The organism is Pseudobutyrivibrio ruminis AD2017 (assembly GCF_000424305.1).
Classification (GTDB): Bacteria; Bacillota; Clostridia; order Lachnospirales; family Lachnospiraceae; genus Pseudobutyrivibrio; species Pseudobutyrivibrio ruminis_B.
Window position 1 is genome coordinate 400,896 of record NZ_KE384162.1, and the last position, 19,426, is coordinate 420,321.

General features: G+C 38.1%; 23 protein-coding genes. All 23 read right to left on the bottom strand.

Annotated elements, in window-relative coordinates; genetic code table 11:
- Window positions 1–915: a polysaccharide deacetylase family protein gene (locus G611_RS0112090; protein ID WP_028243843.1), complete on the bottom strand. Its 915-nt coding sequence runs from the start codon at window positions 913–915 to the stop codon at window positions 1–3.
- Between the two features lie 110 nt (window positions 916–1,025).
- Window positions 1,026–1,949: a translation elongation factor Ts gene (gene tsf / locus G611_RS0112095; RefSeq protein WP_028243844.1), complete on the bottom strand. Its 924-nt coding sequence runs from the start codon at window positions 1,947–1,949 to the stop codon at window positions 1,026–1,028.
- 4 nt (window positions 1,950–1,953) lie between these two features.
- Window positions 1,954–2,685 carry a 30S ribosomal protein S2 gene (gene rpsB / locus G611_RS0112100; RefSeq protein ID WP_028243845.1) on the bottom strand — a complete coding sequence of 244 codons (732 nt, stop codon included), beginning with the start codon at window positions 2,683–2,685 and terminating at the stop codon, window positions 1,954–1,956.
- A 150-nt stretch (window positions 2,686–2,835) separates the two neighbouring features.
- Window positions 2,836–3,378 carry a hypothetical protein gene (locus G611_RS0112105; RefSeq protein WP_028243846.1) on the bottom strand — a complete coding sequence of 181 codons (543 nt, stop codon included), beginning with the start codon at window positions 3,376–3,378 and terminating at the stop codon, window positions 2,836–2,838.
- Window positions 3,375–4,046 (bottom strand): DUF6115 domain-containing protein, encoded by a 672-nt coding sequence (locus G611_RS0112110; protein WP_155942293.1) that lies wholly within the window; start codon window positions 4,044–4,046, stop codon window positions 3,375–3,377. Before G611_RS0112110 ends, G611_RS0112105 begins: the two co-directional genes overlap by 4 nt.
- Before the next feature lie 76 nt (window positions 4,047–4,122).
- Window positions 4,123–4,449 carry a hypothetical protein gene (locus G611_RS0112115; protein WP_028243848.1) on the bottom strand — a complete coding sequence of 109 codons (327 nt, stop codon included), beginning with the start codon at window positions 4,447–4,449 and terminating at the stop codon, window positions 4,123–4,125.
- A 44-nt stretch (window positions 4,450–4,493) separates the two neighbouring features.
- Window positions 4,494–5,261 (bottom strand): FliA/WhiG family RNA polymerase sigma factor, encoded by a 768-nt coding sequence (locus G611_RS0112120; protein ID WP_028243849.1) that lies wholly within the window; start codon window positions 5,259–5,261, stop codon window positions 4,494–4,496.
- A 34-nt stretch (window positions 5,262–5,295) separates the two neighbouring features.
- Window positions 5,296–5,601, bottom strand: coding sequence for a hypothetical protein (locus tag G611_RS0112125; protein ID WP_028243850.1), 306 nt, complete (start codon window positions 5,599–5,601; stop codon window positions 5,296–5,298).
- Between the two features lie 28 nt (window positions 5,602–5,629).
- Entirely contained in the window at window positions 5,630–6,118 is a 489-nt protein-coding gene (locus G611_RS0112130) for a chemotaxis protein CheD (RefSeq protein WP_028243851.1), read from the bottom strand.
- Between the two features lie 15 nt (window positions 6,119–6,133).
- A complete protein-coding gene (locus tag G611_RS0112135; RefSeq protein WP_028243852.1) occupies window positions 6,134–6,748 on the bottom strand; it encodes a chemotaxis protein CheC in 615 nt (204 codons plus the stop codon).
- Between the two features lie 12 nt (window positions 6,749–6,760).
- Complete coding sequence (locus tag G611_RS0112140; RefSeq protein ID WP_028243853.1) at window positions 6,761–7,228, bottom strand: chemotaxis protein CheW; 468 nt, start codon at window positions 7,226–7,228, stop codon at window positions 6,761–6,763.
- Window positions 7,229–7,242: 14 nt separating this feature from the next.
- The gene (locus G611_RS0112145; RefSeq protein ID WP_028243854.1) at window positions 7,243–9,339 is read right to left on the bottom strand and encodes a chemotaxis protein CheA; all 2,097 of its coding nucleotides are present in this window, start codon (window positions 9,337–9,339) and stop codon (window positions 7,243–7,245) included.
- A 4-nt stretch (window positions 9,340–9,343) separates the two neighbouring features.
- Window positions 9,344–10,564 carry a chemotaxis-specific protein-glutamate methyltransferase CheB gene (gene cheB, locus G611_RS0112150; protein ID WP_028243855.1) on the bottom strand — a complete coding sequence of 407 codons (1,221 nt, stop codon included), beginning with the start codon at window positions 10,562–10,564 and terminating at the stop codon, window positions 9,344–9,346.
- Between the two features lie 3 nt (window positions 10,565–10,567).
- Window positions 10,568–11,311 (bottom strand): flagellar brake protein, encoded by a 744-nt coding sequence (locus G611_RS0112155; protein WP_028243856.1) that lies wholly within the window; start codon window positions 11,309–11,311, stop codon window positions 10,568–10,570.
- A 3-nt stretch (window positions 11,312–11,314) separates the two neighbouring features.
- Window positions 11,315–12,190: a MinD/ParA family protein gene (locus G611_RS0112160; protein ID WP_028243857.1), complete on the bottom strand. Its 876-nt coding sequence runs from the start codon at window positions 12,188–12,190 to the stop codon at window positions 11,315–11,317.
- On the bottom strand, window positions 12,191–13,507 hold the full coding sequence (gene flhF, locus G611_RS0112165; protein WP_028243858.1) for a flagellar biosynthesis protein FlhF: 1,317 nt from the start codon (window positions 13,505–13,507) through the stop codon (window positions 12,191–12,193).
- Window positions 13,508–13,511: 4 nt separating this feature from the next.
- Entirely contained in the window at window positions 13,512–15,563 is a 2,052-nt protein-coding gene (gene flhA, locus G611_RS0112170; protein ID WP_028243859.1) for a flagellar biosynthesis protein FlhA, read from the bottom strand.
- Between the two features lie 25 nt (window positions 15,564–15,588).
- The gene (flhB, locus tag G611_RS0112175; protein ID WP_028243860.1) at window positions 15,589–16,722 is read right to left on the bottom strand and encodes a flagellar biosynthesis protein FlhB; all 1,134 of its coding nucleotides are present in this window, start codon (window positions 16,720–16,722) and stop codon (window positions 15,589–15,591) included.
- A complete protein-coding gene (locus G611_RS0112180; RefSeq protein ID WP_028243861.1) occupies window positions 16,722–17,501 on the bottom strand; it encodes a flagellar biosynthetic protein FliR in 780 nt (259 codons plus the stop codon). Before G611_RS0112180 ends, flhB begins: the two co-directional genes overlap by 1 nt.
- Window positions 17,502–17,506: 5 nt before the next feature.
- Complete coding sequence (gene fliQ / locus G611_RS0112185) at window positions 17,507–17,776, bottom strand: flagellar biosynthesis protein FliQ (RefSeq protein WP_028243862.1); 270 nt, start codon at window positions 17,774–17,776, stop codon at window positions 17,507–17,509.
- A 31-nt stretch (window positions 17,777–17,807) separates the two neighbouring features.
- Window positions 17,808–18,668 (bottom strand): flagellar type III secretion system pore protein FliP, encoded by an 861-nt coding sequence (gene fliP / locus G611_RS0112190; protein WP_028243863.1) that lies wholly within the window; start codon window positions 18,666–18,668, stop codon window positions 17,808–17,810.
- A gap of 20 nt (window positions 18,669–18,688) precedes the next feature.
- Complete coding sequence (locus G611_RS0112195) at window positions 18,689–19,051, bottom strand: flagellar biosynthetic protein FliO (RefSeq protein WP_028243864.1); 363 nt, start codon at window positions 19,049–19,051, stop codon at window positions 18,689–18,691.
- Window positions 19,052–19,414, bottom strand: coding sequence for a response regulator (locus tag G611_RS0112200; protein ID WP_028243865.1), 363 nt, complete (start codon window positions 19,412–19,414; stop codon window positions 19,052–19,054).
- Between the last annotated feature and the right edge of the window lie 12 nt (window positions 19,415–19,426).

The following is a 19,426-nucleotide window of genomic DNA, read 5'->3' on the forward strand; positions in this document are numbered from 1 at the left end:
TTATTGTACAACATTTACATGTTGTATAATTGTTGTTTCATCTGTGATTGGTAAAATCATCGCTCCCTGTTCCTGTAAAGACTCTATCAATCCAGGTAGAGCTTCTACTGTTGCATTCTTATTTGACGCATCATGCAACAATACTACAGACGATTTGTATTTTACCACATCCTTCATTACATTATCAATAAGCTGTTCAGAAGTAAATGCTTGAGATGTGGCATCTCCTGATGCAACATTCCAATCAAAATAAACAGCGCCTTGTTCATTTAAATAATTAATAAAGGTAGACATGCTAGTACTACTAACTTTATTACTGCTTCCACCTGGAAATCTGTAATATTTTGTATCCACACCTGTTGTATTTAATATAAGGTCATGAATCTTCATATAATCAGCAGCAAAAGCTTCACCAGATGAATATATGTCCCCAAAATTATGACTATACGAATGCATGCCAATGGTATGGCCATCATCCACTATACGTTTATAATCATCACCATATAATTCCAAATCCTTGCCACATACAAAGAATGTAGCCTTAACATTGTAGTCATCTAAAATATTAAGTATTTCTTCTGTGTTGGAACTTGGACCATCATCAAAGGTAAGATAAACCTTAGGAATATCGCCTTCTTCGGCAATATTGTCGATATCATCAACCTTGTATACATCATCTAATATACTATCATCAACCATTTCATTAGAATCAGCGACATCAGTTGATACATAAACCATTTTTGATATTTCTTTCAATTCACGCTTGAGGGAGATAACCTGATAGCACAATACTCCCAAAGTCGTAAAGGTAATAAGCATAAATGAAAGAATAGTTGTAACAATAAATCTTTTCATGCGAGCAACACGTTTCCGCTTAGCGCGTTGTCTCTCCAATTCCTCGTTTAATTTTTCCAAAACAACCCCTCCCCATTGAAAATTCCTTTATTATTTTATCACAACGTAATCGCAAGATAAAGGTAAAAAAATAAAGAGCCCACAAAATGTGGACTCTTTTAAAATCATGATTAAAGCTGAGCTGCAACTTCTGCTGCGAAGTCTTCGTTCTTCTTCTCAAGACCTTCACCAGTCTCAAAACGAACAAAGCTCTTAACTGTAATCTCAGAACCAGTTTCCTTAGAAACCTGCTCTAAGTACTTAGCTACTGTCTGCTTTCCATCTTCAGCCTTAACATAAACCTGATCAAGTAAGCAGATTTCCTTAAGTTCCTTAGAAACACGGCCTTCGATCATGCCGTTGATAACCTTTTCAGGCTTCTGAGATTCCTTAGGATCGTTCATGATCTGAGCAAGAAGGATTTCCTTCTCATGTGCAATATAATCAGCAGATACCTCATCACGAGATACATACTTTGGATTAAGAGCAGCGATCTGCATAGCAATGTTTGTAGCTGCTTCCTTAGCTGCGTCGCTCTCTGCGCCAGCCATGTTAACGATAACGCCGATACGTCCGCCACCGTGAGTATAAGAAACTACGAAACCATCAGCTGTAACCTTCTCAAATCTTCTAAGAGAAAGCTTCTCACCGATTGTAGCAACCATCTCGATGTGTACGTCGTTAACTGTCTTTGATGAATCCTCTGCCCATGGCTGAGCTAATAACTCATCAATTGTCTTAACATCTGACTTAAGGATCTGGTTTGCAACCTTCTCTACATAAGTCTGGAACTTTTCGTTCTTAGCAACGAAGTCTGTCTCAGAGTTAACCTCAAGAACAACTGCTGTGTTGCCTTCTACAACAACCTTGCAGATACCCTCTGCTGCGATACGAGATGCCTTCTTTTCAGCCTTAGCTGCACCGTTCTTACGAAGAAGCTCGAAAGCTGCATCCATATCACCATCGCACTCAGAGAGTGCCTTCTTACAATCCATCATACCTGCGCCAGACTGCTCGCGAAGGTCTTTTACCATTGCTGCTGTAATAGCTGCCATAATCTTATGCCTCCTCTACTGATTCTGCTGATTCCTCAGCAACTTCGTTCATCTCACCCTGCTTTGCTTCGATAACAGCATCTGCCATCTTTGCAACGATAAGCTTTACTGCACGGATAGCATCATCGTTACCAGGGATTACATAATCAAGCTCATCAGGATCACAGTTAGTATCACAAACACCTACAAGTGGAATACCAAGTGCGTGTGCTTCCTGGATACAGATGTGCTCCTTCTTAGGATCGATAACAAAGATAGCGTCAGGAATTCTGTTCATTTCCTTAATACCGCCAAGAACCTTTGTAAGCTTCTCCTGCTCCTTCTTAAGTCCTGTAACTTCCTTCTTTGGAAGAAGATCGAATGTTCCGTCTGCTTCCATCTTCTCGATTTCCTTAAGACGTGCAATTCTTGTCTGAACTGTCTTAAAGTTTGTAAGCATACCACCGAGCCATCTCTCGTTTACATAGAACATACCGCAACGCTCTGCCTCAGATGCGATAGCGTCCTGAGCCTGCTTCTTTGTACCAACGAAAAGGATTGTGCCACCCTGCTGTGCGATATCGAAGATAACATCGTAAGCATCGTCTACCATACCTACAGACTTCTGAAGGTCGATAATGTGGATACCATTACGCTCTGTGTAGATGTAAGGAGCCATCTTAGGGTTCCATCTACGTGTCTGATGTCCAAAGTGAACACCTGCCTCAAGTAACTGCTTCATTGAAATAACACTCATTTTAATACCTCCTGGTTTGTTCTTCCGCATGATTCTTCCTAACAAAAACCCTGCCTACAATAGGTTGGGAACCAATGTTAGTCCTCACGCGTGTATTTTCAACAGCCCTTATAATTTACCATAGATTTAGAGCTGTTGCAAGCTTATCTTTTAATTCTGCTTTGGTGGAGTTGTCGTTCTAGAATCCTTATTTATAAGTAAAGCTGCTATGTCGTCATAGGTGCTACCCTGTTTAACATAAAATGTACCCGCTTGAATAAGATTATCCACCTTAATTTTGCTTAGATATTTATTAAAATCATCAACAGAGTCAATAAGACCTGCTTTTTTAAGATTTTTGCAAACCATTTCAGATGATTCGCCACCTCGCACTGTAAACGGAATATAAGTAACAGTTTCTGGCTCTTCACTTTCTTCTTCGGAAACATCTTCTATTTGAGGAGCTGCCTCGGCAGTTACTGTTGCTTCTTTTTCAATATTATTTTCATCTGATTCTTCAGCAACTTCTTCGGAATTTTCTTCATCAGATGTATTCATAACCATTCCAAGCTCTGTGGCTCTTTCAATTATTTCCTCGTCTGAAAGTTTTTCCTTTGCAAAACTGTCTTTACCAAAATAAAAGCTAATAGACAAAATCAGTGTGGCAAAAATTATACCAATTCCAATTCCTCTAATATAGTATTTTATTCTCATCTTCTCCCCTCCTGATAAAGACCAAGAACAAACTTAACTTCACCTAAGCCTCTTCCTAGCTTTTTAGCTATCTCAACCTCAGTAAGGCCCTCGTCATGCAAAGTTAATATTTCCATGTTGCCGCTTTGCTTAATAGCTGGCGATTCATCTGCGAATTTCTCAGCTAAAGCTTCTGTAAATGAGATTGGTTTTTCTACGGCTTCTCCAAGAGCAACAAATGGCTTTTGTGATTCTTCCTTCGCTTTTTCTAAAGCCGCCATTTCACCTTCGATTTCAATTTCTCTGTCTCTAAGTAAATCAAGCTTTTTAGCAATAGATGAATCTAAAGCAACAAGAGTGTCCTCTAATTCAGAAAGCTTTTTTGTCATATCTACAGTATCCTGCTGCTTTTCATTAAGCATAGAATACATAAAGGTCACTTCTTTATGGGACTTATCAACAGACTCTAAAACCGTATCGGAGTACTCTGAAATTTCCATTATCTTCTGATTGGTCTCTTTATCAGTTTTCCTATCCATTTCTTCCATGGCATCATCGATAGTGGCGGATAGTTTATCCTCTAACTCCACTTTAGCATCTGCCATTTTATCTCTTATTATTTGTTCGATTTGGTCCTTTGTAAGCTTTTGAAGATTTTCCCTATCCTTTTCAGATAACTTTTCAGACACAAAAAAACTCCCAATGCAAAAGGCTAACCCAATGATTAGGAGTACAATTTCAAGTACTGTCATTATAAGTCCCCCTTTAAACTCTCATGTCAAACGAAGGCTTTGACTTATCTTTAACTGAGCCATCACCATCTAAATTCTGTCCCTTTTTATCTTTAGGAGGTTTACGTTTTTTATTACCCTCGTAACCTTTGCCATTACCTTCTCTATCGTAAGAATCTTCTGCTTTCTTAGCGTTGTAGGTGTCATTAACCTGATGTGCAAGCTGATCCTGATGCTTTTCAACTGTGTCAGTCAAAGCCGCCTGCTGAAGCAAAGGTTTTTGGTCTTCATTAGCTTTTGTGTTACTAATTTCATTGGTGTTTTGAATCATTCCATTGAAATTAATTGGACTAATTGACATAACATTCCCTCCCTGTTGGAATACCATACAATTAAACTACCAAATTATTTATTTGTTAAAATTCCCATGTAATCACCAAGGGTTGTTCTCATTTTTTGAAGAGCCTTGGTGTGAAGCTGTGAAACTCTTGATTCAGATACCTCTAGGGCTGCACTGATTTCTTTAAGAGTCATATCTTCATAATAATACAATAAAATAACCTGTTTTTCTTTTTCTGTAAGCTTATCTAATGCTTCCTTAAGCTTTTCAGATAATTCCTGCTTTGAAATATTATCTTCCGGTTGAATGAAATGAGAATTATGCTCAGCTTCCATAACTGGTTCATTGCCAGATTCAACGAATTCATTTAATGAAACAACGTTTGTAACATTAAGCTGTGATTGCCATTTCATAAATTCATCAGGAGATATATTTAATTCTGCAGCAACATCTTCATCAGATGCACTGCGGCCTGTTCGCGCTTCAATGTTTTTGATTGCATCATCAATCATTCTTTGACGCTGTCTAATGGTACGTGGAATCCAATCCATCTTTCTGATTTGGTCCAAAATTGAACCTCTGATACGTAAACTAGCATAAGTTTCGAATTTAACATCCTTAGCTAAATCAAACTTATCTATAGCATCAATAAGGCCAAAAATACCATAGCTGCATAAATCCTCATACTCTACTGTATTTCCCAAATACATACAGAGTCGGCCTGCAACAATTTTAACAAGTGGCGCATATTCAAGTATTAATTGTTCTCTAAGCTCACTAGAGGGATTAACTTTATATTTATCCCAGAGCTTTTCTCTGTCACCTGCTTTCATTTATGCCCCCTTCAATACGAGTAATCTTATTGTTTTAACCTTCCTCAGATTCACTCGAATTTTCCTCTGTTGTTGTAACATCCTCTTCTGGTAATTCCTCACCAGCTTCTTCTGGCATAATTGCATTCATCTGTTCGTCTACAGATGCAGTTGGTTCCAAAGTTCTAAACGAATAATCTAAAATAATCTTAATGACAGTCCCCATAAAAAGGAAAATCAAAACGACAACTAAAAGCCTTGTCACAAAAACGGAAAAATCAGCATGCTGCATAATAGAAATGACGCATGAAATTAATGCCGCAACTAGTGTGATAATAATAGGTATAGGCTTAGTATTCATCCTTTCCTCCAACCATCTAGTATATATTTTAAATAATCTTTAACTCTTTGCCAACTGCTTTTATATAGTAATCACCAGATTCACTGTATATTTCTACTGTTCGACCATAATTTAGGCCACAATCTTCCGCTACAAGTCTAACGCCCAACTGCTTCAGCTTTGCCCTGGATGCCTCCGCATTTCTTTGACCAACATTAATTCCTGCTGCGTTAGCTCCAGGCATTTCGAACATCTTGGCGCCACCTGCAATCTTAGCAACAAGTCTAGCCTTATTTGCCCCTGCTTTAATCATGTCATCATAAAGCTTTTGGATTCCAGTATCGGCAAACTTTGCAATATTAGAATTGTTTCTAATCGACGTACTGTCCGGTAACATTATATGTGCAAGCCCTGTAATCTTTGTGGAAGGATCGTAAATCGCAATTCCAATACACGACCCAAGACCAATAGTAGTAAGATTATCTGGAGCTTTGCATACCTTTAAATCGGCCATGCCTACTTTAATCATCTGCCCCATAACTAAACACACTCCTTATATTGGTACACCAAGTGCCGTTAATATCTTTGCATACGAATCTTCCTCAGGCATAAGAATAAAATGTCCTTTTATTCCTAAATCATCAGAAAAATCTGTGTTAATCATAAGTGCATTATCGCCAAAAATTCCAAACTGAACAGCAGGAACAGACAGAATGGCTGCCGCCATATCTACCGCAACAAATGGTACTGAAGGCACAATTGTAAGGTTTGTAAGACCGGATAATGCAGACAAATAAGAGCCTGCAATAATATTTCCTACTTCCTTAATTGCAGACAAATCCATTTCGTCAAAAGGTTCGTTATACGAATCATCTCTCATCATAAGTTTGTTAACGATATGATGTGCACTGGCCATATCCATCAAAAACATCATAGAACCATCTATGTCTTCTTCAACACCAAGTAATATACCAACAATTATCTCATCCTCTGCGCCAATTGCTGAACCTAATTCCTCAACAGGTAAAAATGCAACCTCTGGAACGCTCATATCAATTCTAAGGCCAAGCATATTGGCGATGGCAGTTGTTGCATTGCCAGCGCCAATATTACCTATTTCCTTGAGGACATCAAAATATTTCTCATTAACTTCATCAAGTGTGAGCATAAAAACCTCCCATTAAGAAGCATCATTTTCCCCAATAATTGAGCTAATCTCAAAGATAGAAATAAGCTCGTCACCATTTTTGCCTACACCATTAATGAAAGAGTTTTTGCTCTTAAGTGTAGAGGAAGGTGCTTCAATATCATCCTCTGATAAAGAAAGAACTTCTTTAACCTCATCTACAATAACGCCCATTAATCCACCTGCATCAAGCTTAAGAATAATAATACGAGAAGCATCTGTAAATTCATCATCATCAAGATTCATTCTACGTCTAAGGCTCATTACAGGAACAACCTCACCACGAAGATTAATAACGCCTCTATAGTAAGATGGCGCCTTTGGAACTCTAGTGATTTTACTCATACGAACAATGTTATCAATATAGGAAATGTCGATACCATAATGCTCGCCACCAATTTTTACTACAATGTATTGCTTCTTTTCTTTTTCAACTACATCATACATAGCCAAATCTGACATGGTCTCACCTCCTATTAAATAACAGCGTTGACATCAAGAATCATAGCGATTTCGCCATCACCAAGGATAGTAGCACCGCTAATGAGCTTGTTATTGTCAAGCTTTCCAAGTGACTTAATAACGATTTCGAGCTGTCCAATAAGATTATCTACGATAATACCGCCTAATGTATCGCCCTTCTTACAGATAACAACTGTCATTGTATCTTCTTCACTTTCCTTTGGCTCGAAATCAAGGATCTTATCAAGGTGAATAAGAGGAATAACCTGGCCTCTAAGGTGGATAACCTCTTTAGACTCAACATACTTGATATCAGATACTGGAATATTTTCAATGTTCATAATTGAAGCTAATGCAATCGCATATTTTTCATCTCTTATCTCAACCATAAGAGCCTGAATAATAGCAAGCGTAAGTGGTAATCTTACCGTAAAGGTTGAGCCTTCACCAAGAACAGACTTAACGGATACGTCACCACCAAGTGCTTCGATATTACTCTTAACAACGTCAAGACCAACGCCTCGACCAGAAATATCTGTAATCTGCTTTGCCATAGAGAAGGATGGCATAAACAGGAAGTCGATGATTTCCTTCTGAGTAAGATTTTCTGCCTCTTCAGGTGTAACAAGACCACGCTCGACAGCCTTATCTCTAACCTTATCAGTGTTAATACCGCCACCATCATCACCTACTTCGATGATAACGTTATTACCCTCCTGGAAAGCATTAAGGAAAATAGTACCTTTTTCAGGTTTTCCAGCTGCCGCTCTGTCTTCAGGAGATTCGATACCATGGTCAGCAGAGTTACGAAGTAAATGCTGAAGTGGGTCACCTAACTGATCAACAACAGTACGGTCAAGCTCTGTATCCTCACCAGTCATTACAAGTTCCATAGGCTTGTTAAGCTTACGGTCAAGGTCACGAATCATACGTGGGAACTTGGCAACTACTGATTCAATAGGAACCATTCGAACCTTCATAACTGATTCATGAAGATTTGTTGTGATTCTCTCTAAGTATTCAATATTCTCATGTAATGTCTGATGATCGATTTCACCAGATGCATTAGACTGTGATGCAAGTGAGTTCTTTGCAATAATAAGCTCGGAAACCTGATTCATCAAAGCATCAAGCTTTTCAATATCAACACGGATTGTACGTGAAGTAACAGGCTTGTTAGCTGGCTGATTCTTTGCTCCGGCCTTTGCTGCAGGTGCCTTTGCTGCAGGTGCAGGTGCCGCTGGTGCAGGAGCAGGTGCTGCCTCAGCTGCTGGTGCAGGTGCCGCTGGTGCTGCCTCTTCCTCCTTCTTTTCGTACATATCAGGTGTGACCTTTTCAGCTTCAACAGAATCTATTTCAGAAACTGTCTTTATAGACTCAAGAATTGGGTCAAGTTCTGATTCACTAGAAAGAATAAATGAAAAATCAAATTCGAATTTCTCATCTTCGATATCACCTGAGCTTGGGTCAAAGGCCATAATCTGACCAAATTCCTCTACTGCCTTAAATACAAGGAAGGCTCTGGCTGCCTTAAGTAAGCACTCTTTATTAATATGGATTGTGAAGCCATATAACTGCTTTTCGCCCTTTAGCTTTTCAACAGTTTCAGGCTCAATATTCATATGCTTAAATAAAGGACCATCTGCTTCGCCAGCAGCAGGTGCTGCGTCAGCTGGCGCTGCCTCTGTGGCAGGTGCTGCGTCCCCTGCAGGTGCTTCTCCACCCTCAGCCTGAGCAAGATAGTCATTCAAAAGCTTAATTAAAGCTTCATTTTCTTCTTCGCCTTCGTTTGAAGTTGCTTTTACTGTATCAAGGTAGCCCTCGATAGCATCAAGACACTTAAAAAGAATGTCGATAAGGTTTGAGTTAACCTTAACGTTATCATTACGAACTTCCTGGAAAACATTTTCCATGTCGTGTGTAAGATGCTGCATTCGTTTGAATCCCATAGTACCAGCCATACCCTTTAAAGAGTGGGCAGCACGGAAAATCTCATTTACAACATCCTTATTTTCAGGCTCTTTCTCTAATTCCATTATGTTATCTGAAAGGCTCTGAATATGACCGCTTGTCTCGTCGATAAAGATATCCAAATATTGACTTACATCCATCCTACTAACCTCCAAGTTTCTTTACTATTGAATTAGCTACTGATTTAAGTGGTACTACCTCATTAGATAAACCACCTTGTTCCACTGCCTTAGGCATTCCATATACAACGCATGTGGATGCCTCTTGCGAAATTACGTAAGTCTTTTTGTATTGATTCAAGTATCTGATTCCTTCTGAACCATCTGCACCCATTCCAGTAAGTACAACACAAATAATTTCATCAAAGCTTGTTTTTGCCAGTGACTGATACATAACATCAGCACAAGGCTTCAAGCTATTTACCGGTGGGCTGTCATCTAAATGACAATATGCAGCATGACTTCCGTCTTCGCAGATTTTCATGTGCTTACCACCTGGTGTTATATAAACTACTCCAGGCTTAAAATACTCTCCATCTTCCGCTTCCTTTACCTTTATCGTTGAGATTTGGTCAAGTCTGGCAGCAAGTGAGCCTGTAAATCCTTCAGGCATATGCTGCACTAAAACCAAAGGAACAGATAGGCTTTGTGGAAGCATTGGCACAAATGTGTGAAGTGCCTGTGGTCCTCCGGTAGAACAAGCAAGTGCTATCAGCTTCTTAGTTCTAACTCCTGTTCCCTTTGGAGCAGGTGGCTTTTGATTAGAGCTTGTTGTAGGAGTAGGAGCAGTACCTGTTGCTGGCTTTGATACTGTTGAAGGACTGGTTTGCGCACTACCAATACCTCTTTTAGCCTCCTCAAGCTGACTTCTAATCCCAGCCATTCTTTCGGCTGTCTTCCTGTGAGAATCACCTATAGCTCTTGTATTCTCACTTATGCTTGCCTTAGGAGCGATTTGTTTAAAGGATCGGGATTTAGTAACATTGTGAAGAGCTTCCAAAAGTTGCCTTCCAAAGATTTCTCTGGTTTCGCCGCTAGAACGGATTGGCTTAACCACAAAATCCAATGCACCATATTCCATTGCCTTCATTGTACTATCTGCATCTTCCTTTAAAGAAGAACTGATTAGGACTGTGTTTGAATCAATCCTCTCATTGTGCAATCTTTCAAGCAATTCCACGCCTGTAAGCTTGGGAAGAATCATATCAAGTACAACCAAATCGTATGGATTATTTTTAATTTTCTTGTAAGCATCTTCGCCGTCTGCACTGACGTCAATTACACGAAAATCACTATCTGCATTGATAATATCACAGATAACTCTTCTCATGAGTGCAGAGTCATCGACAACTAAAATCTTATACATTCTTTACCCCTGATCTTTTTTTCTTAAACGTCGGTCTTCATCAAAAATGTACTTAATTATTGTTTCTCTATCTTCAGGTTCTTTAAAAAGAAATTCTATACGATGTTCGTAGATTCCTAGGCCTTCTTTATATTCAGTTTTTATTCTTTTTGCGATTACATTTATCGTTTCATCTATATCTTTTGTTTTTAGCTTAAAAGACACATACATGTATCTTTCAGTTATAATATCTGCTTTCGCATTAAACTTAGCTCCGCCACCACTTATATCTAAAATAAAGCCTTCAACAGGGGCACCGTAAGTATTACCATATTTTTCCAAATCATCCTCTACTAAGGTCATGTTAGGAAGAAGTGCTACATCCTTAGGTATTGGAAGAACTTTTATTGGTATTAAGCATTGAAATCTGAAATAATCTCTTCTTTGTACTTTTTTTAATTTACTATCTGGCACAAACACGTAGACTGGAAAATTCTCTAGCCTACCGCGCTTTGTTATTTCTCCTGATAATTGAAACATACCGGCTTTAGTATTAAACACAGCAGTAAAAGGGACATTCATTGGAATTGTTACCGTATGCCCTTTTCTGGTAGGAATATGAAATACTATTTCCTCTTTTTTTGTTACACCAAAAACACTGGAAATATATACACTCCTATCCTCGTCTATGTTGTTTTCCACGTCAGAATTTGTACTGGCAAATGAAAACTCTATAGGTGTGCCAGGTTTAAGTTCAATTATTTCCATAAACTATGCCCTATCCTTAAGTAATGCGCTAAAAATATGTGAAACACCCCATTTAAAATGAGTGCTTTCATCCTTCTGCAGTAGCTTTGAAGCAACGCTTTCAAAGCACTTGGTAGATTTAGCTGTAGGATACTCCAAAGAAACCACCTTTTGATTTCTTACAGCCTTTTCTAACGAAGAATCATAAGCAATGTATCCTAAGTAATCCAGATTTCCGCCTAAAAACTTTTTAACAACGGAATCCATCTTAGAATAAACAGCTCTTCCCTCGGCTTCACTCATAACCTTGTTAGCAACTAGGTGCACATTGGTTCCTTCTTTAGAATATTTTTGACTTTTATACATAGCCTTCATCAAAGAATATGAATCCGTAAGGGAACTAGGCTCTGGTGTTGATACTAGAAGAACTTCTGGTGAAGCCAAAACAAACTCAAGTACCTGATCCGAAACTCCAGCGCCCGTATCTATAATTAGGATATCACATAAATCATTTAAAAGTGATAGGTTGTGAACTAAAAACGCAATTTGTTCACGATTTAGATTATTTAGTCCTACTACACCTGAACCGCCAGAAATAAATCCAATGCCAAGAGGCCCTGGTGTAATAATATCTCTGATGCTCATTCCCTTAAAAATAACATCAGATAAGTTAAAGTTTGGCAAAGTGCCAAACATTACTTCAACATTAGCAAGGCCAAAATCCGCGTCTAAAATAATTACCCTTTTTCCCAGGCGAGTAAACCACACAGCCAAATTTACAGCCATGTTAGATTTACCAACACCACCTTTGCCAGATGTAATGGTAATAACTTTAGTATTTTCTACTGTCCTTATATTTTGAGCCTTAATAACATTACGAAGATTTTCAGCTTGATCCATTTAATTTCCTCCCAATAACTGTTTTACCAGCTTCTGGGCGTTTACAATCTCAATGTCATCTGGCACATTTTGACCTACAGTAATATACGAAAGTGGAGCCTTCGTATATTGTTTCATATTGAAGATATTTCCAAGACATTTAGTCTCATCAAGCTTTGTAAATATCAAATTAAACTTTGCAAATTCCATATAAGAATCTGCAATATCAATCAAATCCTTTTGCTTTGTTGTAGCCGAAAGAACAAGATACACTTCGCTGTCGTAAAAATCTCCTAGTGCATTAATAAGCTTTTTGGTATCCTGTCTTTGTTCTTCGTTTTTGTGAGAAAAACCAATTGTATCAACTAAAATTACATCTAAATCTTCATTTTCTCTTGTCTGTTTTTTGACGGTATCAAGTAATTCCTCCGCTGAATATATAACATTTAAAGGAACTCCTAAAATGTTAGCATAGGTTTGGAGCTGATTAGCTGCTGCCATTCTATAGGTGTCAGCAGTAATAAGGCCAACCTTCTTACCTTCTTCAACTTTAAATTTTGATGCGATTTTAGCAATAGTTGTAGTTTTACCTACACCTGTAGGTCCAATAAAAAATACAACCTTTGGTCGCCTTTCGCCAGGAACAATTCTGGTTGGTGTACCAAGCTTCAGTACCATCTTCTGATAAACATTTGATAATAGATTATCAAGAGAATGGCTGGTACGAAGGACCTTGTCCATGTCCTCTAATACCTGATTAATATATTTTTCCTGAACCTCGTTTTCTAGAAGAACGTTATATAGCATCTTCACAAAAACATGATTATCTCCATCTATAGAAGGCTTTTCTGAATACCCCTTAATAGGAATATCGTCATTTTTTTTCTCATTTATTACAGTTGTTGTAGCTTTTAATGGTTTCTTGTATATACCAGTTTTCTGGACAGGCACCTCATCAGGCTCCTTAGCAGCTGATTCCTTAATAGCCGATTCCTTAACAACCTGTTCCACTTTAACTTCAGGCTCCTGCTTTTCCAAAACTTCATTTACTGCAGAAAAAGCATTCTTAAGTATGATGGCATCATCTGCAACAGCTTCAAAAGAACCTGAAGCCTTAGGCTGTTCGGCTGTTTCCACAGCAAATGCCTTAGCATCATTCGAAAATCCTTCATCTTCAACAGCAGCAGTAACCTCATAGGTACTGCTTTTGAAAAATCCCCCAATGCCCTTTGGCTTAACAACCTTCACATTCATAATAACGGCTGCATTGCCAAGCTCCTTTCGAACCTTTTCCATTGCTTCTTCTTCAGTTTTACCTGTGTACTTATTAATTGTCATTTACTCACCCCGTTACCATACCTACCGATGAAAGTTCTACATTAGAATCAATTTCATTATAAGAAACAACTATCAAATCCTTAATATAATCCTGCGTCATACTCTTGAAGTACATTCTTACAATAGGCGATGTTACAACAATAGGCGTCTGGCCCATTTCTTCAACCTTCTTAATCTCCTCCTCTAAGGAAGCTATAATAGCCTTTATTCTTTCTGGATCAAGTGTTAGATAAGCACCTTGTTCCGTCTGTTTTATAGAAGCCATTATGTCTTGCTCTACCTTTGGATCAACTGTTATTACCTGAGTTGTCTCATTAGGAGCAAAATATCTTCCAGATATAGCTCTCTTTAATCCCTGTCTTACATATTCTGTTAGTACATCCGTATCATGCGTTGTTGTAGCATGATCTGCCAGGACTTCAAATATAGTAAGCAAATCTCTAATTGAAACTCCTTCTGAAAGTAAGTTTTGGAGAACCTTCTGAATATCTCCAAGACCAAGCAGCTTAGGAACAAGCTCATCAACAATAACAGGATTACTTTCCTTAAGGTTATCAATAAGATTTTGAACATCCTGTCTGGTAAGAAGCTCTGCTATATGGCTTCTAATTACTTCAGTCAGGTGTGTTGCTATTATTGATGGTGGGTCAACAACTGTATAGCCTAAAGACTCTGCTCGTTCTCGCTGACTTTCTGTAATCCAAAGTGCTGGCAAATGGAAGGATGGCTCAAATGTTGGAATACCTGTAATCTCTTCCTCTACATATCCTGGATTCATTGCCATATAGTGGTCAAAAAGGATTTCTCCTTCAGTTACCTGAATACCTTTAATCTTAATGATATATTGATTAGGATTAAGCTGGATGTTATCCCTTAATCTAATAATAGGAACAACAGTACCAAGCTCTAAGGCAATTTGTCGTCTAATCATTACAACTCGATCTAACAAATCACCACCCTGGTTAACATCTGCAAGCGGAATAATTCCATAACCAAATTCCAGCTCGATTGGGTCAACCTGCAGCAGTGAAACAACATTTTCCGGCTTTCTGATTTCTTCTGCCTCTGTCTCCTCGGCTGCAACCTCCTGCTCGATTTCCTCTTCGCCTATTGTCTTGGATATTGAATGGCCGGAAACAATAAATACAATACCAAAAGCTAAGAACAATACCCAGTTAAGTGGTGTTGCAATACCTAGGAATATCATTGCTGCACCAACAATATACAAAACCTTTGGTATACCAAACAGCTGACGTATAAGGATTCCGGAAAAATCAGCAGCCTTTGAACCCTTAGTTACAAGAATACCTGTTGATAACGAAATAAGAAGGGATGGAATCTGAGAAACAAGGCCATCACCAATGGTTAGAATACCAAATTGCTGAATAGCTTCAGCAAATGGAAGTCCCTGGTTTAAAACGCCCATCACCGTACCACCGGCAAGGTTAATCACTGTTATGATTAAGCCTGCAGTAGCATCTCCTTTTACATACTTAGTAGCACCATCCATGGCTCCGAAGAAAGCAGATTCCTCTTGAATCTTATCTCTTCTTCTTTTAGCTTCTGCATCGTCAATTGCTCCAGTGTTAAGGTCCGCATCAATGGCCATCTGCTTACCTGGCATAGCATCCAGTGTAAATCTTGCAGATACTTCAGCTACACGCTCAGAACCTTTATTGATTACCATAAACTGAATGATAATCAGAATAAGGAAAATGATTGCACCAATAACAAGATTATTTCCACCAACGAAGCTACCGAAGGTTTCAACTACATTTCCCGGGTCACCTGTTGAAAGAATAAGTCTTGTAGATGATACGTTTAATGAAATTCTAAAAATAGTAGTGAACAATAGTAATGTTGGGAAGAAGGACATATCCAAAACTTCCTGAACAAAAAGTACGTTCATAAGTATAATGAGAGCTACCGAGATATTAAATGCAATCATTATATCCAAAACAAAATTAGGAATAGGGATAACGAAGAAGGTAACTGCAGCAAGTAAATATAATGCAATTCCTATATCCGATTTTTTAACTGAAGCTGCAAAATCCATACTCATCTCCCCCTTTCCTTAAAGATTAGCTAACCTGCTGATTTCTGTTGGTATAAACAACTGCCAGAATTTCCGCCACCGCCTGATATAACTCAGGAGGAATGGTTTCATCTAATTCAACTGTTGCATATAAAGCTCTTGCTAAAGGCTTATTTTCAACAATTGGAACATTGCTTTCCTTAGCTACATCTTTAATTTTCTTTGCCAGATAATCCTCACCCTTTGCTACAACACGAGGTGCATCATCCTTTGTATTATCATAAAGAATAGCAACTGCAATGTGAGTAGGGTTCGTGATAACAACATCAGCCTGAGGAACATTCTTCATCATTCTACGCTGAGAGCTTTCCATCATTCTCTGACGCTGTTTACCTTTGATTTGAGGATCTCCTTCAGTGTTCTTATATTCGTCCTTTACCTCTTGCTTGGTCATCTTCATATCATCTTTAAATTTGTAGCGTTGATATCCATAATCAACCAAGCCAAGGACTATATAAACTACACTTATTCTAATTCCTGTATCTACAATTATTTGGAATATCAGGCTAAGAGCTGCGTTAAGTGAAATGTCATAGAGTAAAAATAATGTTTTAGCCTGACCTTTAATACTAGTATATGCAATATAAAAAACCAGCAAAATCTTCGCTATAGCAAAGAGAAGATTTACAATTGACTGCTTAGAAAAGATACGTTTAAAGCCGCTTATTGGATTAAACTTTGAAAGCTTTGGTTCTAGTGGTTTCATTGTTGGCTTCCAACCAACCTGTACCAGATTAGTAACAAAATCTGCCGAAAAGCCAATAAGCAAAAACGGTAAAAGTATAATAAGAGTTTTTCCTAATAAACTTCTAAAAATTCCTATAAAGGCCTGGACTGTTAAGCCCCCCTTCATATTTACAATGTCAGGAAATAATGTGTAAATCCATCTAAAGATTTCTGCTATCCTGATTCCTGCGAAGCTTAGAAAAACTCTAAGTGCTATAAAAAAGCCTAAAAGCGAAACTCCATTAACAATCTCCTTACTTTTGGCAACCTTACCTTCCTTTCTGGCATCAGAAAGCTTTTTGCTGGTAGGGTCCTCAGTCTTTTCTCCACCCTCTCCATCTGGAGCGAAGAATTGGAGGTTATATGGAATTAACAAGACTTTTTCTTCATACATCAATACATCCCCTGCAAATAAAGTGACAACATCTTCTTCATTTCCTTAAAAATAAATGTTGCAATATCTGGTAGCAAAAATACAGTCAAAAACAAAACTATAAAACCAACAATAATTTTGAGCTGTGCACCAACAGAAAACATGTGAATCTGAGGTGCAACCTTTACCATAATTCCAAGTATTGCATTAAGTATCATTATTACTGCAAATATTGGAAGAACTATTCTAAATCCAATAACAAAAATATCTCTTATAAAAATAATAGTGGAACTCATTAATGAATCCCATTCAAAAACTGCTCCACCAATAGGGATTAGTTTATAGGCATCACAAAAGGTTCTGAATATGTATCTATGCATTCCTGAAAGAATCAACAGAATCATTATAAAATTGTTATATAAGGTTCCTGTTGCTGATGTTTCTGTCTGCAACGATGGGTCGTATTCCTGTGCCATGGAAAGACCTATATTCATATCAATCATATTACCGGAAAGTAAAATGATGAAATTGCAGCAAAAAGTTGCAAAACCTATTATTAAGCCTGTAATTGCTTCCTTAACAACTAAAAAAGCATATCCTACTACCGTAGAATAATTGAGGTCATCAAAATCAACAACAAAATATAACAGCAAGGCGACTAAGGCAGAAAAGCCTACTTTTAGTCTGGCTGGTGTATTTCTGGTGTTGAAAAATGGTGCCACTACTACGAACATGGATATGCGGGTAAGGAGTAACAAGTAATATTCAAAATTTTGTAAGGTAAAATGTACGCTAAACATCTATTCTAGCCCAGGTATAATGAAAAGTTTGCCCACAAATCAGTAATGTAATTAACCAAAACTGTGAGCATCCAAGGACCGAAAAACATAAGTGCCGCAAATACCCCCACAATTTTAGGTATGAAGGTAAGAGTTTGCTCTTGAATAGATGTGACAGTCTGAAAGATACTAATAACAAGACCAATCACAAGAGAAACTAGCAAAAGTGGTAATGATGTAATCAATAGAATGTAAATACTGTTTCTAATGATGTCTAATACCTGTCCTTCAGTCATAACCTATCCTCTCCGTAAAATGTGAAACTCATTAATAAAACGTCTTCACTAACCCGCCAATAACAAGATCCCATCCATCTACAAGAATAAACAATAAAATCTTGAATGGTAAAGAAATCGTGGTAGGTGGAAGCATCATCATACCCATTGACATAAGTACTGATGCAACAACCATATCGATAACTATAAAAGGTACATAAATCAAAAAACCAATAATAAATGCAGCCCTAAGCTCTGATAATATAAAAGATGGAACCAGAACTGTAAATGGAACTTCATCTAATTCATCTAAATCATAGGTAATGCCAGCAATGTCGCAAAACAATGCCAAATCCTTTTCCTGTGTCTGAGGATACATAAACTCTCTGACAGGAGCTATTGCTGCATCGATTGCTTCTTCCTGAGTAATCTCTCCAGCGTCAAAAGGATCAACAGCATCTGTTTTAATCTGAGTTAAAACAGGTGACATGATGAATAAAGTTAAAAACAACGCCAACCCTATCAAAATCTGATTTGGAGGCGCTGTGTTAGTTCCAATAGCAGCGCGAACAAAGTGCAGTACAATGACGCATCTGGTAAAGGATGTTAGCATTATCAGAATCGAAGGCGCCAAGGTAATGATAGTAAGCACAAGCAGCATTCTTAAAGTTGCTGTAAAATTTCCGTCCTCGCCATCAAAAGTTAATGAAAAGCCCTTATTGCCACTGCCGACAACCTCATCCGATGCATTAGGCGCATTTTCAGTTGCACCATACAGCTCGTTACTAGCCCCATATTCTGTACCATATTCAGTTGCATAAGCCCTTGTGCTGCAAGTAAAAAGCGTAAATGAAACTACAGCTAGTGAAAACACAAAGCTGAAAATCAAATACCCCTTCTTTAATTTTTTCATAACACACTCGTCCGTAAAATTTAATTTTGTTTTTTAGAAAACTTTTCCAATACTGATTTGAAATCAACAGGCATTATCACATCGTTTGTCTCATCGTATTCTCTGAGCTGTGATGAGGATAATTCACCTAAGAGTGTGACCTCGTCCTTGCCTGTAGCAACGACAAAATATTTATCCTCACCAGCTCTTATAATCTGAACAAACTTATTATTGGATAACCTGATAGCCTCAACTATCTCAAGGTTTTTGTTAAGCCCTTGTGTCTTTTGATACCCTGCAATCCATTTGGTCACAAATGTAGTTAACGCAAGGACTCCTACAAATACAACTAAGGCAAAAATCAATTGAAAGAAGCTTTCCCCCGCCGAAGAAAGTAAAATCATTTATCCAATTACCTTCTTTACAGCTTCTAATACACGCTCAGCCTGGAATGGCTTAACGATAAAGTCTTTTGCACCAGACTGAATGGCTTCAATAACCATAGCCTGCTGACCCATAGCAGAGCACATAATAACACATGCGTTAGGATCTTTTTCCTTGATAGCCTTAAGCGCTCCAATACCATCCATTTCTGGCATTGTGATATCAAGAAGTACAAGATCTGGAGAAAGCTCAGCATACTTATCAACAGCGATTTTGCCGTTTTCTGCCTCTCCAACAACATTGTAGCCATTCTTGGTGAGAATGTCCTTAATCATCATTCTCATAAATGCAGCGTCATCACAGATTAAAATGTTTTTTGCCATGTTTTCATCTCC